The sequence below is a fragment of the Sulfitobacter sp. W074 genome, assembly GCF_025142275.1.
GTDB classification, from domain to species: Bacteria; Pseudomonadota; Alphaproteobacteria; order Rhodobacterales; family Rhodobacteraceae; genus Sulfitobacter; species Sulfitobacter profundi.
Map to the genome: position 1 here is coordinate 864,162 of NZ_CP081130.1, position 15,899 is coordinate 880,060.

17 protein-coding genes are annotated in these 15,899 nt (G+C 62.5%); 12 read left to right on the plus strand and 5 right to left on the minus strand.

From position 1 onward, the window contains the following. Positions 1-149: 149 nt before the first annotated feature. The 5 genes from K3762_RS04160 to K3762_RS04180 all read left to right on the plus strand — a co-directional run bounded on the left by K3762_RS04160 (position 150) and on the right by K3762_RS04180 (position 4,619). Positions 150-617 (plus strand): MucR family transcriptional regulator, encoded by a 468-nt coding sequence (locus K3762_RS04160; RefSeq protein ID WP_120350411.1) that lies wholly within the window; start codon positions 150-152, stop codon positions 615-617. A gap of 42 nt (positions 618-659) precedes the next feature. Further along, positions 660-1,589: a flagellar motor protein MotB gene (locus K3762_RS04165; protein WP_260011707.1), complete on the plus strand. Its 930-nt coding sequence runs from the start codon at positions 660-662 to the stop codon at positions 1,587-1,589. Positions 1,590-1,864: 275 nt separating this feature from the next. Next, positions 1,865-2,497: a hypothetical protein gene (locus K3762_RS04170; RefSeq protein ID WP_067938894.1), complete on the plus strand. Its 633-nt coding sequence runs from the start codon at positions 1,865-1,867 to the stop codon at positions 2,495-2,497. A 53-nt stretch (positions 2,498-2,550) separates the two neighbouring features. Next, positions 2,551-3,939, plus strand: coding sequence for a flagellar hook-length control protein FliK (locus tag K3762_RS04175; RefSeq protein ID WP_132445000.1), 1,389 nt, complete (start codon positions 2,551-2,553; stop codon positions 3,937-3,939). 11 nt (positions 3,940-3,950) lie between these two features. After that, positions 3,951-4,619, plus strand: a complete 669-nt coding sequence (locus tag K3762_RS04180; protein WP_067629244.1) for a flagellar hook assembly protein FlgD — start codon at positions 3,951-3,953, stop codon at positions 4,617-4,619. A 19-nt stretch (positions 4,620-4,638) separates the two neighbouring features. Here the strand turns inward: K3762_RS04180 and K3762_RS04185 are convergent, their stop codons facing one another. The 5 genes from K3762_RS04185 to flgF all read right to left on the minus strand — a co-directional run bounded on the left by K3762_RS04185 (position 4,639) and on the right by flgF (position 8,277). Continuing rightward, entirely contained in the window at positions 4,639-5,208 is a 570-nt protein-coding gene (locus K3762_RS04185; RefSeq protein WP_067629242.1) for a hypothetical protein, read from the minus strand. An 80-nt stretch (positions 5,209-5,288) separates the two neighbouring features. Further along, on the minus strand, positions 5,289-6,059 hold the full coding sequence (locus tag K3762_RS04190) for a flagellar basal body L-ring protein FlgH (protein WP_120350413.1): 771 nt from the start codon (positions 6,057-6,059) through the stop codon (positions 5,289-5,291). Then, positions 6,056-6,715: a flagellar basal body P-ring formation chaperone FlgA gene (gene flgA / locus K3762_RS04195; RefSeq protein WP_120350414.1), complete on the minus strand. Its 660-nt coding sequence runs from the start codon at positions 6,713-6,715 to the stop codon at positions 6,056-6,058. The genes K3762_RS04190 and flgA overlap by 4 nt, the downstream gene beginning before the upstream one ends. Further along, positions 6,715-7,500, minus strand: coding sequence for a flagellar basal-body rod protein FlgG (flgG, locus tag K3762_RS04200; RefSeq protein WP_067938908.1), 786 nt, complete (start codon positions 7,498-7,500; stop codon positions 6,715-6,717). Before flgG ends, flgA begins: the two co-directional genes overlap by 1 nt. Before the next feature lie 33 nt (positions 7,501-7,533). Beyond that, positions 7,534-8,277, minus strand: coding sequence for a flagellar basal-body rod protein FlgF (flgF, locus tag K3762_RS04205; RefSeq protein WP_067629234.1), 744 nt, complete (start codon positions 8,275-8,277; stop codon positions 7,534-7,536). A gap of 99 nt (positions 8,278-8,376) precedes the next feature. On the opposite strand from flgF, the gene K3762_RS04210 reads away from it, so the two are divergent. The 7 genes from K3762_RS04210 (at position 8,377) to K3762_RS04240 (ending at position 15,809) form a co-directional block, all read left to right on the plus strand. Continuing rightward, complete coding sequence (locus K3762_RS04210; protein WP_260011714.1) at positions 8,377-10,143, plus strand: hypothetical protein; 1,767 nt, start codon at positions 8,377-8,379, stop codon at positions 10,141-10,143. Positions 10,144-10,241: 98 nt separating this feature from the next. Then, positions 10,242-11,510 (plus strand): flagellar hook protein FlgE, encoded by a 1,269-nt coding sequence (locus K3762_RS04215; protein WP_132445008.1) that lies wholly within the window; start codon positions 10,242-10,244, stop codon positions 11,508-11,510. 12 nt (positions 11,511-11,522) lie between these two features. Further along, positions 11,523-12,938, plus strand: coding sequence for a flagellar hook-associated protein FlgK (flgK, locus tag K3762_RS04220; RefSeq protein ID WP_260011715.1), 1,416 nt, complete (start codon positions 11,523-11,525; stop codon positions 12,936-12,938). Between the two features lie 7 nt (positions 12,939-12,945). Further along, the gene (locus K3762_RS04225) at positions 12,946-14,007 is read left to right on the plus strand and encodes a flagellin (RefSeq protein ID WP_132445012.1); all 1,062 of its coding nucleotides are present in this window, start codon (positions 12,946-12,948) and stop codon (positions 14,005-14,007) included. 15 nt (positions 14,008-14,022) lie between these two features. Continuing rightward, positions 14,023-15,123, plus strand: a complete 1,101-nt coding sequence (locus tag K3762_RS04230; RefSeq protein ID WP_260011716.1) for a flagellar basal body P-ring protein FlgI — start codon at positions 14,023-14,025, stop codon at positions 15,121-15,123. A 9-nt stretch (positions 15,124-15,132) separates the two neighbouring features. After that, positions 15,133-15,435, plus strand: a complete 303-nt coding sequence (locus K3762_RS04235; RefSeq protein WP_260011717.1) for a rod-binding protein — start codon at positions 15,133-15,135, stop codon at positions 15,433-15,435. Then, positions 15,432-15,809 carry a hypothetical protein gene (locus K3762_RS04240; protein ID WP_120350421.1) on the plus strand — a complete coding sequence of 126 codons (378 nt, stop codon included), beginning with the start codon at positions 15,432-15,434 and terminating at the stop codon, positions 15,807-15,809. The genes K3762_RS04235 and K3762_RS04240 overlap by 4 nt, the downstream gene beginning before the upstream one ends. The last annotated feature ends 90 nt before the right edge of the window (positions 15,810-15,899 follow it).

The window sequence follows — 15,899 nt, forward strand, 5'->3', positions numbered from 1 at the left end:
TGCTTGCGCGGGTTCCAAATACAATTCGAATCGTGATAAGAATAAACGGCAAAGAATTATTTATCTTTGCTGCGTCCCTTGCGAAGCGCTTCTTGAATGCTTCGCGAACCTTGCAGAAGGCAAGATTAACTTAACAAGGAAGTTGCTTCATGCCTAATGTACCCCCCAAGCAGAATCTAAGCGATACCGCGATTGCGACCATCGTTTCGGGTTTCGCCAGCCGCAGCGACGTGACGATCGACGATATCTTGACCTTGGTCGAACGTCTGCGCGCCACCCCGGCTGACGCCCCTGCCACCGCATTGGCCAATATCCCCGCCGCCGTTGCGCCCATCGCGCCCAAGGCCCAAGGCATGACTGCCGCGCCGGGTGAGCAACCGATGACCGATGACACGATCTTTTGCCTGTGCTGCGGCAAGGGGTTCAAAATGCTCAAGCGTCACCTCGGGGCCGAACATGGGCTGACCGAAGCGGAATACCGCGTGATGTTCAGCCTGCCCGCCGACGCGCCGCTGGTCGCGCCGAGCTACTCCAAGCGCAAGGCCGAATACGCGAAACGCGCAGGGCTGGGCAAATACAGCCGCGACAAGTCGGACAACAACGCAGAGCTTTCCTGATCTGGCCCCGGGCCCGATCTTGCGTAGTCGGGAGGCCGTGTGATGGCTGACAAAAAGAACGCGATGATCATCATCAAGCGCTACGACGCGGAGGGCGGCCATGCCCACCACGGCGGCGGTTGGAAGGTGGCCTATGCGGACTTCATGACCGCGATGATGGCGTTTTTCCTGCTGCTGTGGATCCTCGCCGCCTCGGATGAGGAAAAGCTCCGCGGTCTGGCTAATTACTTTACGCCGACGGTGTCGGATGGGGGCTCCTCCTCGGATGCGGCGGCGGACCTGCGTCCGCTGATGGCCGCTGGGGTGATGACCGGCGCGGTCGACAACACCGGCAATGTGCAAAAGCCGACCTTTGGCCGGGACAACCCGATGATGGTTTTCGACAGCCGGCTGCGCGACAAACCGGCGGCAGTGGTCGTGGAATATGCCGAAGCGCCCGAGCCCGCAGCAGCCGCCGATCCCGCCACATTGGCCGCGATTGAGGAATCCGAGCGCCGCCAGTCCGAGATCGACCGCATGGCCGAAGACATCGCTGAGCGGATCACCTCGGACAGCGCGCTGAATGATCTGGCGCGCAATGTCCGGTTGGAGAAATCGAACGGGGCGCTGACGGTTCAGGTGCTGGATCAGGACGAACGGTCGCTCTTTGCACGGGGCAGTGCTGATGTGACGCCCAAGACCCGTGAATTGCTGCTGGCCATCGGTGATGTGATCGCCGATCAGAACCAGCCCGTTGAGATCGTGGGCCATACCGATGCCGCCGCCTTTGGCGCGAACAACGGCTACACAAACTGGGAATTGTCGGCGGATCGTGCCAACGCCACGCGTCGCACGTTGATGGCCGCAGGCATCACTGGCGCGCGCTTCATGCGGGTTTCCGGTGTGGCCGACACACAACCGATCAACACAATCGATCCCTTGGCTTCGGAAAATCGCCGCATCTCGATTCGCTTGGTGTACCAGGCCGAGTAGCCCTTGTTTTCAAGGCTCTATCGGCCCGGTTGTGCGTAATTCAAGCCTCGGCAAAAGTGCGACATCCCTGCCGCTGATTCCCAAAAATAATATCCGGACTTGAAAAATTGTTGACGGTCAAGGTCTTGCGATCTAGACCTAAAGCAATAAACGAGCACCGGGCACCTAAAAAACTTTTAAAAAACGCCCGGATAAACCATGGACAGAACGTCCTGAACGAGGCGGAAATGCAGGTAAACTCACTTATAGGTGGCATCTGGAAGGGTGCCTGCCACATGGATTCATCGGCCGATGGCCGTCATTTCAACATGCTGATCCGGGCGCTTATTCCGGTTCAAGCTTCGGTCTTTGAGATGCAGGATTGGGCCGGTCACCCGGTGGCAATGCCTGATTGCATCGAACCGATCCCGGGCATCTGCCTTGGCGATATCCTTGCCGAAGAACTCGACGCCGATGTGCCTTATGGCTCGCTCGTCGTCATTCGCAAAAGCGACAATTTCACCAATATCTCCCAAGCCGCCGGTGCGCTGGTGGGCGAAGTCTTGATCGGGATCATCGGGCGCGGACTGTTCCCGATGATGGACGAAGACAGCGTTCTGCATGCATTGGGTCAGGCATATCATCACGCGGCAGAGGCGGATGAGCTGCTCAAGCTGGGGCTTGAGCCTGCGGCCTTCCGCATGGGGCTGAGCGCGGTTCTGGGGCAGTACTGGGGCCGTCCGGTCGACAGTCACTCGGTCTTTGCAGCACAGCCCGCCGAGAGCGCGCAGATTTCGCTGCGGGCCCTGACCGGCACGGAGACACCCGTGACCCTCAATCAGTGGACTTTGCGGTTGAAAGCCCTTGTTGAAGGCCGCAGCGCGCGCCGCGCCTTCGAAGATCAGCGCGGAAACGTGCGGATCTCCTGATCCCAAAAGGGCCTTCGGATTCCCTTGCGAAGGCCCAAGTTGGAGGACGCGAAATGATTGCTCAGCTTCAGGTAGCACCTGCGGTGCAGACAGCCGCAGGTCTCGGGCAGCCGTCCCAAAAAGGGGCGGCCGAAGGCTTTGCTGCGCTGATGCAGGGCATGGCGGGCCAAGAGGCTGCGTCAGAGCCGCAAGTTCAGGGCATGCAAACCCCCTTGCCGGAAACAGACACCGCCGAGGATGCGCTGCCCGAGGGGATCGACCTTGAGACGGCAGAGGGGCTGATGGCCCTGATGGATCACACCATCGCTGGGCTGGAGGAGACCAACAACCCGGTCACCCCAAAGGCCGCACTCGCCGCATTTGCCGAAGCCTTGGGCGCGGCGCCGCCCGACAGCGTCGGCGCGTTGGAAGCGGTGGCCCAGTTTGACGACCCCAGCCTTGAGGCCGCGCTGGAAGAAAAACTTGGCCGTGCCATGCGCATCCCGACGCCGACCAGCCAGCTGAGCATCGCGTCGGCGGTGGTGCCGGTCGTCGGGCGGATCGCCATCGTTAAGGGGCAGGCCTTAGGGATGGCCGAAGGGGCAGCGCCGGCTTTGCAAATTGATGGTATCGTCGGTCAAGTGGCCGCCAAGCCGGTAACCTCGGGCGACACGCAGGTCCTGCGGTTGACGCCTGCTTCGACTACAGAAATGGGCGCCGCGCCCACCGCGCCCACCGCGCCCGTTGCGGCTGCTGCGTCCGCCGCCCCCGTTGCGGCTGCCGAGGCCAGTACAATTTCCGCCGCGCAGGTGGACTTGAGCGCGGAAGCCGCAGATCCCCGCATCACCGCCGCCGCCGACCGGTTCAGCGCCTCTGTCGATGCCGCCAAGGCGCCCCAGCCCGGCACGAATGCCCCGGCAGCCGAGGCCGCGCTGCGCGAAGTCGCCGCTTTGACCGCGCCGCAGGCCCCGCAGAGTGAGGGGCTTCGCCTCAGCCCGCCACAGCCGACACCCGCGCCCGCGCCGAACCCCGCCGCCGCGCCTGATGAGCAACTGCGCCAGCATGTCAGCCAGCAGATCCGCGGCCTCGACACCGCCGACAACAAGCTGCGCTTCTCGCTCTCGCCCTACGGCATGGGCGAGATCGAGATCGAAGTCGTGCGCAGCGAGACGGGCCGCATGCAGATCGCCATGACCACCGAAAGCGCCTCGGTGCTGAACATGTTGCGGCAAGACCGCGAACAACTGCTGGATGCGCTGCAGTCGCGCGGCATCAGCGCCGATAACGCCGACCTTGATTTCCAGACCTTCGACGACCGGGGCCGCAACGGCGGGCAGCAGCAGGGGCCAGAGTTCACCCAAAGAGCAGCGCAGGCCGATGACGCGCCGGGCAGTGACGCCCAGCCCTTGGCCCAAACCCCCAGCTCAAACTTGAGCGCCGGGCAGTTGGATATCCTCACCTGAAAGGCGAGACCATGATTGACGCGACCACAGCAAGCACCCTGAGCACCGCCAACACCTCGGCGGCGGCGACCTCTTCGGCTGAGCTTCAAGAGAGCTACAACAGCTTTCTGACTCTGCTGACGGCGCAGATCTCAAACCAAGACCCGCTGAACCCGGTGGATTCGACGCAGTTCGTTTCGCAACTGGCGCAATTGACCCAAGTCGAGCAGAGCATCGCGACCAACGCGAGCCTTGAGCAGATCAGCACGATGCTTTCCACCGTCGGCGCGATGTCGGACCTGCAATTGATCGGGCGCGACGTGCTTGTCCCCTCGACCCAAGTGCGCATGACCGAAGATGAATTCCCGCTGAGCTATCAGCTCAATGCCGGGGCGGAGGATGTGACCGTCCGCATCTATTCCCAAGACGGCAGCCTGATCCGCGAGATGCCCGGCCCCTCTACCGCAGAGGGGGAGGTGATCGACGTGGATTGGAACCGCCTCGATTCTGTGGGCCTGCCGGTGCCGCCCGATACTTTCCGGGTTGAGATCACGGCGACGGATGCCGCTGGCAATGACGTGGGGGTGACCCCGTTGACCCGGTCCGAGGTGACGCGGGTGAACTTCACCGCCTTGGGGCCGGAGTTGGAGTTAGATAACGGGGAATCCGTGCTGTCGAACGTGGTGCGATCGGTTCTGTAAACCTTCGGCGCGGCGCGGGTCAGAGCCGCGCCACATCCTGTTTGTAGAGCGATACGAACATCACATCGTCGACGCCCTTATGCTCTTTGCTGATCAGATCGCGCAGCAGCCGCGAGAGAGCTTCGCTGTCAATCGCCACCCCGCGCAGCACAGCGCTTTCGGCGGCGAGGTTCATCGCCTGCAAAAGGGAATCGCGCATCCGCGTCGCATCCTCGACCCGGCGGTAGCGTTCGGCCAATTCCAGCGTTCCCATCTTCAGCGCGAAATCCGCCACGATATAAGAGACGCTGTTGGTCTTCTCCACCGGGATCGTCATCTGACCAAGCCGCACCACGGTGCGGTCCTTGGCCAGTTCATAGCTGTCCATCGGCGCTTGGGCCTCATCCTTGGCGGATGCCTCGCCATGGGCGTCTTTCTCGGGGGTATGGGCTGCGTCTTTTGCCGCCTCATCCGCGCCATGGGGGGCGTTTTCATCAATCTCTGTTCCCGCCGCTTCGGCTGGGGCAGGGGCAAGGGCCAGACCGGCGCCATAGCCTGCGCCCATGCAAAGCAAGGGGAGTGCTACGAATGCGATTGCTGCCTTTTTCATGTTCGACCTTTCCTGAGCTTTCGTCAGGTTTAACGGTCGATTGCGACGGCAATGGTCTCACTTTGTGACCAAGTCGCGAATTAATAGGGCAGGATCACATCCATCGCATCTTCACCGTAACTGCGCTCTTGGGCGCGCGAAAGCGTGCCGCGACCGCCATAGGCGATGCGAGCTTCGGCGATCTTGTCATAAGAGATGGTGTTGTCGTCACGGATGTCGGCAGGGCGCACGATCCCGGCCATGCGCAGCTCACGCAGCTCTTGATTCACCATGATTTCTTGGCGTCCCGCGACCACGAGCGTGCCGTTGGGCAATTTGTCGATGACCAAGGCGGCCACTTTAAGCTCGATCTGTTCGTTGCGCGAAATGGCGCCAGAGCCGCTTGCCTCGGAGGCCGAGCCGATCTCGACGACATCGCCGCTCGGGAGGTCGGCTGCGCTGATTCCGGGCAGAATTGCGGCAATTTTCGCGCCATAGCCAAAGAATGTCGGGAAACCGATGGAGCTTGCGCCCTCGCGTTCGCGGTCGGTGGAGTTGCGCAATTGCGCGCGGTCGTCGATTGAGATCACGACCGTGACGATATCACCGATATCATCGGCGCGCTGGTCCGCAAACAACGCTTCGCTGCGGGCCGAGAAGAGCGAGGCTTTGGCGCTGCCGCGGCGTGGCGGCTCCATCGCGACGGCGGGCATCGGCACTTGAACGCGGGCCACTTCAGGGATGGTTTGCCCATCCACCACGATCGGCGAGGGCTGCGGATCGCGGTCGAAGTGATCTGCGGTATCGCAGGCGGTCAGGGCAAGGGCCGCGCCCAACATCAAGACAGAGGGGCGCGCGAAAGCGGTGGTCATCGAATGATCTCCACGGTCCCTTCGCCGGTGGCGATGCCGGTGACCGTTTTGTTGCTGACAAGGTTCACGATACGGATTTCCTGCCCCTCATGCGCATCATCAAGTGCGCGCCCCGGAGAGGAGAGGGCGAGAAGCCCGTCGCTGAAATAGATATCCACCCGCTCACCCCGGTTGATGACCAAGGGCTGGATGATGGACTGGATCTGGATCGGGCGGCCCGGCGTCAGGACGCGGCGGACCTGCTTGCCGATGACCTCTTCCATATCCGTCATCACATAGGTGCCGATGCGTCCCACGGGCAGGCGCATGACGGTCAGGTCGTCTTCCATGATGATATCATCGGGCAGCAGGCGCGTGACGGGGACAGGGACCGGCATGGTCACAAGGGCATAGCCGCCGATGCGCTGCACCTCGCCCGTCTCAAGCACCGCATTCGCCAGAAATTTGCCGCTGCGCGGGTCCATCCAGAACTCTGCCAGCGTCAACACGGCGTCAGCTGGGGCGTCCTTGATTGTGATCTCGAACTCGCCATCCTGCGGCAGGCTGTCGGCGTAATCCGTGCGCGCGCGTTCCTCGACCAACACGCCGATGGGGGCCGAGAGAGCAGGGCCCGTCAGCACCATCAGGCCAAGGAAGAGGGCGGCGAGCCGTTTCATTAGCGGATTTGGTTCGCAGCCGAGAGCATCTGGTCTGCGGTCTCGATTGACTTGGAGTTCATCTCATAGGCGCGCTGCGCCGAGATCAGATCGGTAATCTGTTGGATGACATTCACGTTGGACGCCTCAAGATAGCCCTGACGGATCATCCCCGCGCCCGGATCACCGGGGTTCACCACCTGCGCTTCGCCCGAGGCTTCGGTCGCCAGCAGGAAGTTGTTGCCCACCGGGCGCATCCCAGGCTCGTTGACAAAGGTGGTCAGGCTGAACTGGCCCAGCTCCACCGGCACGGGATCGTTTTCGACATAGGCCATCACGACGCCCTGTTCGTTGATTTCGACCGCTGTGGTGTTTTCGGGCACGACCATGCCCGGTTCGACGCGGTAGCCCTGCATGGTGACGATCTCCCCCTCGGGGGAAAGCTGGAACGACCCGTCGCGGGTATAAGCAGTGCCGCCATCGGGCAGCGTGACCGAGAAATACCCACGCCCGTCGATGGCGACGTTAAGCTGGTTCTCGGTGGCAACCATGCCGCCTTGAGTATTCAGCCGCACGGTGCCTGCGGTCTGCACGCCCATGCCGATATCGATGCCCACGGGGCGGGTCGATCCGGCCTCGGAAGTGACAGCGCCCTCGCGCTGCATGGATTGATAGATCAGATCCTGAAAGGCGGCGCGGCTGGCTTTGAACCCGGTGGTGTTCGCGTTGGCGATGTTGTTCGAGATCACATCGACATTGGTCTGCTGCGCCATCATGCCGGTTGCGGCGATGCTAAGTGCCTTCATTGTCTCGTTCCTTCCGTTTCACGGATGTCGGGGTCAGACCGCCTGCGCGATCCGTTTGAGCGAGTCGCGGCGCAGGTCGTCCGCATTGCCCATCATGGTATTGGTGCGCTCATAGGCGCGTTGCACGTCGATCAGGCGGGTCATCTCGCGCACCGGGTTGACGTTGCTAAGCTCCAGCGTGCCTTGGCGCACCTGCACGGCTTCGGCCACGGCGGGATTGGCAGCGCCCTCGGGCGCAACCAGCATGCCGCCGCCAAGGCGCTTGTAGCTTTGGATTTCTGGGATATTAAAAACGCCGATACGGCCCAGCGGGCCGGTCTCACTGCCCGAAATCGTGCCATCTTCGGAAATGTTGATGTCGCCCAGGCCTGCGGGTGGCAGTTGGATCGGCGCACCGCCCGCGTCGAGCACTTTTGCCCCCGACAACAGGGTCAGATTGCCCTCTGGGTCGAGGACAAAGCTGCCATCGCGGCCAAAGGCCTGCTGCCCGTCGGCGGTTTGATAGCTGAACCACCCCTCGCCATGCAGCGCCACATCCAGCGGGTTGCCGGTCTGCGACAGCGCGCCGGGGCGGGTGTCGATGTAGGAGCCCGTGTCGCTGACGAATGCCGCCTGATCGTCGCCAAGCGCGGTGTTGTCCTGCAGCAGCGCTTCGAACACCACATGTTCGCCCTTGTAGCCTGCGGTGCTGGCGTTGGCGATGTTGTTGGCGGTGATGTCGAGTTGGCGCTGAAGGGAAGTCGCCAGCGACATGCTGATATGGCTGGTTTCCGTCATGGCGGGCCTCAGTTTGGGCAAAGATGGCGTGACTTTATTGAAGGTCAGTGTGAAATAAAGAATGGATCTTTACAAGAATAAAGTGCATCTATTCATAGAATGAAGCATCTGCACAACATTGTCCTTGGTCTCTCTTTGATCTTGGCCGCGCCTGTGGCGGGGGAGGAGGGCGCTATCTTTGCGCCTCTATCCTTGGTGGAACATGGGCGAGAGGATTTCCTTGCCGCCCGTGAGACGCTGATGACGCAGCTTTTCGCCGCGACCGATCCGGATGCCCCTCAGCGGGCCGCGGCGCTGCTGGACCTTTCGGAACTGCACCTTGCATGGATGATGCGCCCTGAGGCGGCAGGCTTTTTGGCGGCGCTCGACGCCGAGGCCCTCAAAGGTGACGCAGCGCGGCGGCATCGAACATTGAACCTCGCCCTTGCTTTGTTGGAAGAGGACGCGGGCGCGGGCGGAGATTTGGGGCAGGCGGTGTCTTGGTCCGTCGGGTGGAGCGAGGGGCAGGCCCTGCGGGCAGCGGCCTTTGCCCGGCTGGGGGCGGCGGAGGAGGCGGCGCGTTTGATGCCGCGCACGTTGGAGAGTCTCGGCGCCCTGTCACCCGCGATCCAAGCCGCGGTCCTGCCGGACCTGCTTGAGGCGGCTTTGGAGGCCGAGAATTGGGATGTGGCGCAGGCACTGGCCGCGCAGTTTCCCAAACATGCAGAGTTGCGCGATGGCCCCGCCTATCGCTACCTGCTGGCCCGCGCGTCAGAAGTGTCGGGCGATCTTTTGATGGCCTTTGAGGGGTATGTCCAAGCCGCGCAGGGCCGCGATCTCTATGCGCAACGGGCGCGGCTCGCGCTGGTTCGGATGGGGCGAGAAACCGAGACTTTGCCGGGGAAAGATGCGCTGTCGCTGCTCAAAACCGCGCGCTGGATGTGGAGCGGGGATGACCTTGGCCGCGAGGGCGCGGTGCTGCTGGCCGAGGTCGCGACAGAGCAGGGCGATACCGATACCGCCCTTTGGGCCTTGCACAATTTGCTGCGCAGCGCACCTGATGATGAGGCCGACGCGCTACGCGCGCAGGCGCGGGACATCTATGGCGCATTCTACGCCGCGGGCGCTGCAGGTGAGCTCGATCTGGGGCCGTTCCTTGAGGGGCACGCCCGCATCAGCGCCCGCTGGCGCTTTGATCCGGGTTTTGTGGAACATGCCGCCGCCGTGCCGCAGCGCCTGCTGGACACCGGGATGACCGCCCTTGCTGCGCGCGAGTATCGCGCGCTGCGTGAAATGGTGGAGGCTCTGGAGGGGGTCGGGACGAATGCCCCCGATGCAGCCCTTTTGGCCGATCTGCGCCGCGGCGAGGCCCGCGCGCTTTTGGCAGGCGGGCAGGCGGATGCGGCCGTAGATTTACTAAGCGGCTATGCCGACGATCAGGGGGCCGAGGCCGAAGCCCTTTTGGTCGAAGCCTTGGCGCAGGCGGGCCGCACGGATGAGTTGGCCGCCCTGCGCCTGCGCGCCCAAGACATGGACCTGCGCCGCAGCCGTGCGGTGGCTCTATACGAGACCGGCAAATGGGGCGCGGCCCGGCAGGCCTTTCTTGAAATGTGGGAGGCCCATCCCCCGCAGTTCGCCTTTGCCGATGCTACGCGCCTGACCCTTGCCGCCTATCAAGCGGGCGACAGCGAGACCGTCGCCCGGGCCGCCGCGGCCTTTCCCGCGCTTGCCGAATTGCCCGGCTGGGCAGACCTCGCCACCGGGCTCGGCGCACAGCCCCGAGGGGAGGGGCCGCTGGGATCAGACGTGATGCGGCTGAGCATGGAAAGCGCGGACCGTATCCTTGATGCCGTGACCAAAGTAACGGATGTCAAGGAAAGTCAGTGACATAAATATCAAATGCAAAATTTATTCTTGCTTTAGTCATGAAGAATCGGCTTTCTCATGTATAGGTCAAGAATAACAAGAACGAGCAGGATCAAGTCATGAGCATTACAAGCGCCCTCCAGATCGGGGTCAGCGGGTTGCAGGCCAACTCCTCCCGCGTCCAGAATATCTCTAGCAATATCGCCAACGCCAATACGGTTGGCTATCGGCGGACCTTTTCGGAATTCGTGACGCAGAATACTGGGGCAACGCAGGCGGGGGTGCTCACGGACGTGCGGGCCGATATCTCGGCCAATGGCAACATCATGGGCACCGGTCGCTCAACGGATCTGGCGGTGCAGGGTGATGGCTTTTTCGTCGTGTCGCGCAACCCGAATGATCCTGTCGAATCCAACTACTACATGACCCGTGCGGGCTCCTTTACCCCGGATCAGGACGGCAACCTGCGCAACTCTGCGGGTTATTTTCTGTCGGGCTTTCCCACCGATGCAGCCGGGGCCACCGGCAGCGTCAGCAGCACCAGCTACAATGATCTCAGCACCGTGAATGTGGCCAGCTATCAGGTTCAAGGCACGCCCAGTGCGCGCGTCGGCGTGTCGGGCAATGTGCCTGCGCAAGAGACCGGGGCTGGCACCACCGGCACGGCCTTCGAATCCACCCTGCGCTACGTCAATCAACTGGGCGGCAGCGACGCGCTGACCCTGTCTTGGGCTCCGGGCACCACGGCCAATGAATGGACCGTCAGCATCAGCGATGAGGCAGGCAACAGCTATGGCGATGCAACGGTGAATTTCACCGACAGCGGCGTCAACGCGGGCAGCCCCGAGAGCTACACGCCCGGCACCCTGCCGATTGACCCCGCGACCGGTGTTGTGACGCTGCAGATCAACAACGGCGGCACTCCACAACCGCTTGAGATCGATTTCGGCGCGCCCGGCACCTTTGAGGGGATGACCCAGTTTTCCGGCGACTACACGCCCCCGGCCTTCTCGGACGACGGCACCGAGACCGGCAGCCTTGAGCGGGCCGAGATGAGCGACAGCGGCATCCTTTATGGGGTCTTTGACAACGGTCAGCGCCGTGCGCTGTTCCAAGTGCCGCTTGCCAATGTTGCCAACCCCGACCAGATGCGCTCGGTCGATGGCAACGCCTATGTTGCCACCCGCGATTCCGGCGCAGTGAGCATCGGCAATCCGATGCTGAACGGTCTGGGCAGCATCAACAGCGGCGCGCTGGAAGGCTCCAACGTGGATATCGCCCAAGAGCTTACCGACCTGATCCAAACGCAGCGGGCCTATTCCTCAAGCGCCAAGATCATCACCACCAGCGACGAAATGCTGAGTGAAACGCTGAGTATCAAACGTTAACCCGGTGCATGAATGAGCATCTCATCCGCCTTTAGCATTGCCCGCAGCGGGCTGAGCACGACAGAGGGTCGCGCCAGCCTTGTTGCGGGCAATATCGCCAATGCGCAAACCGAAGGTTACGTCCGCCGTGAAGCGGCGCAGGTCTCCACCAACGGTCAAAGCGGAGCGGTCGAGCTGCGCATCGCGCGGCAGGTGGATGAACGCCTTGCAGGCATGTCGCGGAATGCTTCGGCCGAACTGGGCCAAGCCTCTGCCACGAGCGAGATTCTCAGCAGCTATCTGATTACCTTGGGCGAGCCGGGCGATGAGGTTTCCCCCGCCGCCCGTCTGGCGGAGTTTCAGGCCGGTCTCGACCTTCTGGCCAATAACCCCTCCGATCCTGCGGCGCAGAACGACCTGCTCTCGCGGACCGAGACCTTGGTGCACAGCATCAACAAAGCCGCCATCGAGCTTGAAGCCAGCCGCGGACAGGCTGGCGATAGCCTTGTGTCGAGCGTGGGCGAGGTGAACGCGGCGCTGTCGGATATTGCCGAACTGAACGAACGTCTGGCGCTTGCCGGGACCGATCCCACCGGCACCAGCGGGCTGATGGATGAGATGAACCGTCGCCTTGATGCGTTGAGCACGCAGATGGATTTCCAAGGCCGATGGGAAGCGGACGGAACGCTGACGCTGCACACCACCGGCGGCACGGAATTGGTTCATGGAGAGACAGCCGTCAAGCTAAGCGCCAACCGCGATACCGGGCGGCTGATGGCCGGGGATGTCGATATCACACCAAACAGCGCCACCGCGCGCGGGTCCGACAGCGGCCGCCTTGCGGGGCTGAGCGGGTTGATCGCCAATGATTTGCCGCAGATGAAACTGCAGCTGGATGAGCTCGCCCGCGGGCTGGTGCAGAGTTTCGAGGCCGCCGATGCCTCTGTTGGGGCCGGGCAGCCGGGGCTGTTCACCGACGCGGGCGGCGCGTTTGACCCGGCGCAATTGGATGGGCTGGCCGGGCGGCTTTCGATCAACAACAGCGTTCAGCCCGACAAGGGCGGCGCGCTGTGGCGTCTGCGCGATGGCGTCGGGGCCACTCTCCCCGGAGAGCCGGGCGACACCACGCAATTGAACGCCTTCGTCGATGTCCTTGAAACGGGGATGACCTTCGACGCGGCGACCGGCCTTAGCACCAATGCGCGTCTGGGGGATTTCGCCGCTGATCTGGTCAGCCAGCAGAACGTCCTGCGGGTCAGCGCCGACGCGCAGGCCGAGACGGCCCGCGTGCGGCTTATCACCTTTGAGGACAACCGCAGCAGCATCGAAGGCGTCAACGTCGACACCGAATTGCAAAAGCTCTTGGAAATTGAACAGGCCTACGGCGCCAATTCGCAGGTGCTCAGCAGCCTGAGCGACATGCTCGATACCCTTTTGGCCAGCGTGTGAGGATAGAATGACCGAGATTTCCCGCACCGTCTCCACCGCCCTGCAAAGCCTGCGCCAGCGCGAGCAGACCAGCCGCCTCGCCGCCGAGATCTCGGATGTGTCGAAAGAGGTGACAACGGGGCTGAAGGCCAACCCCTATGACGATCTGGGCCATCGCTCTGCCGATGCCATCGCCATCCGGATGCAGATCACCCGCAACGATGGTTTCCTGACCTCCAATGCGCTTTTAGATCGTCGCTTTCTCGCCGTGGAAACCTCGCTTGGCGCCATGCGCGATGTCGGGCAAGAGGTGCTTGAACAGGCTTTCACCGCTGACAGCGCGGGCGGGCTTTCGACGAGCTACCTGTCTCAGGCGGCGCGCACGGCGCTTGACCGGGTGTTGGAACGAGCCGCGGTCAGCGACAGTTCCGGTTTCCTGATGTCCGGCACCCGCACTGACACGAACCCGCTTCAGGCATGGGACGAGATCAACCCGCGCACGGGGGAATCCCCAGCCATCGCAGTGGATCATATGATTGGCGGCCCCCTGACGGATATGGCCGATGTGCAGCGCGCCATCGACGATCTTAAGGCGGGGTTTGGCGATAGTTCAGTGTTCCCAAACCATAATTTCGAAAACACCTTTTACAACGGCGCACCGACGGGCAATCCGCCGCTGACCTCGCGCACCTCTGAGACCCAGACGCTGACCCAAGGCGCGCAGGCCAACGATCCGGCGATCCGCGATCTGATGCGCGGTCTGGCCATGCTGAGCGCGGTAAACCCCAGCGATATCCCTGATGAGGCCGCCCGTGATGCGTGGCTAACTGAGGCCCGCAGCGCCATCGGCGCCGGGCTCGAAGGGCTGACCGATCTGGAAACCCAGACCGGCCTGAAACGGGCGCAACTGGCCGATACGATCTCGGCTCAGGAAAGCCGGGCGCTGTTTCTCGACGCCGAAGTGATGAACCTCGAAGGCGTCGATCAATATGACGCAGCCACCCGTCTGACCCAATTGCAAAACCAGCTCGACTCCAGCTTTGCCGTCACCGCGCGCCTCTCGCGCCTGTCCTTTTTGAACTACCTTTAACCGGAACCGCCGCCCATGAACGCCCTGTTTAAACTCCTGCTGATCGGCCTCACCTTCGCGCTTGCCGCGCCGGCGGCTGCACAGGTGCGGATCAAGGATATCGTCACCGTCGAAGGCGTGCGGTCGAACCAATTGGTCGGCTACGGGCTGGTTGTGGGCCTCAACGGCACGGGCGACAGCCTGCGCAACGCGCCCTTCACCGAACGCGCGATTGAGGGCATGTTGGAGCGGCTCGGCATCGGCAACCTGACCGAGGACCAGATGCGCACGGCGAATACTGCCGCGGTCATGGTCACCGCGTCCCTGCCGCCTTTCGCGCGGATGGGCAGCACCATTGATGTGGTCGTATCCTCCTTGGGCGATGCGTCTTCGCTGCGCGGCGGCACTTTGATCGTCACGCCGCTGACCGCCGCCGATGGTGAGATTTACGCCGTGGCCCAAGGCCCGATCGCCGTCGCGGGTTTCGCGGCCCAAGGTCTCAATGCCTCCATCGTCGAAGGCGTGCCCACCGGCGCGCGGATTGACAACGGCGCCATCGTCGAGCGTGAGGTCGACTTTGACTTCAGCGAGATGACCAGCATCAAACTCGCACTGCGCAACGCCGATTTTGTGACCGCGCAACGGGTGGAAGCCGCGATTAACCAAGCCATGGGCCCGGTCGCCACCGCCATCGATTCGCGCACCATCACCGTATCCGCCTACGGCAAAGGATCGTTGATGGAGACGATGGCCCTGATCGAGCCGCTGCAAGTGCAGCCCGATCAAGTCGCCAAAGTGGTGATCGACGCGCGCTCTGGCACCATCGTCATCGGCGCGAATGTTCGTATCGACCGCGTCGCGGTCAGCCAAGGTGGCCTGACCGTCACCGTCCGCGATGATTTCAACGTCAGCCAACCTGAATCGCTGTCGATTGGCGGGACCACCGTGGTGGTGCCGAATTCTTCGGTCGGCGTCGAAGAGAAAGACGCGAAATTCGCCGTCATCGACGGGTCGGTCAGCCTGCAACGGCTGGTCGACGGGCTGAACGCCATTGGCGTCGGCGCGACCGAGACGATTTCAATCCTTCAAGCCATCAAGGCGGCGGGCGCTCTGCATGCCGACCTTGAGATCATCTAGGGGCAGGTCATGGAATTCGCATCTCTCCCAATCCCCGCGCCGCCTCCGGCAGCGAAGCCTGCAGTGACACAGGCCGATGCTGTCACCGCCGAAAAAGCGCAGGAGTTCGAGGCCATGTTCCTCGGCCAGATGGTCGATGAAATGCTCTCGACTGTGGACATCGGCAGCTTTGGCGGCGGCCATGCCGAAGAGACATGGCGCAGCTTTTTGTCCAACGCGATTGGCGAAAGCATCGCCGAGCAGAACAGCACCGGCATCGCCCGCAGCATTGAAACCGCCATGCAGCGCTATCAAACGGGGGCAGACCGATGAGCGATCCGCGCAAAGCACTCGCCGCCGTTGACGCTTTGGGCAACCTGCTGCGCCGCGAAATCGCCGCGGTCGAGGGCGGGGCGTTCAATCAATTGGTCGAGTTTGCCAGCGAAAAAGCCCGACTCACCGCCGTGTTGGAAGAGCAACTCAGCCACGACCCCGAAGCGGTCAGCAAAGATAAATTGCGCGATCTAAAAGATCTGATTGCGCGCGATCATCACCACCTGCAATTGGCCCGCCAAGCCACGGCAGAGATGATCAAAGAAGTTTCCGGAATCCGGGAAAAGCACAGCATTGCAGGCATTTACGGCCGAAGCGGTGCGAAGCGTGACAACCGCGCAACACTGATGACAACCGTGGACAAAAGTTTCTGAATTGCCTCAATGTTGCCAGTTTTTCGCGTAAAAACGTAATCAAGCGGGTTCGCCCCGCAGTTGTCAGAACGACGACATAACGAACTAGAA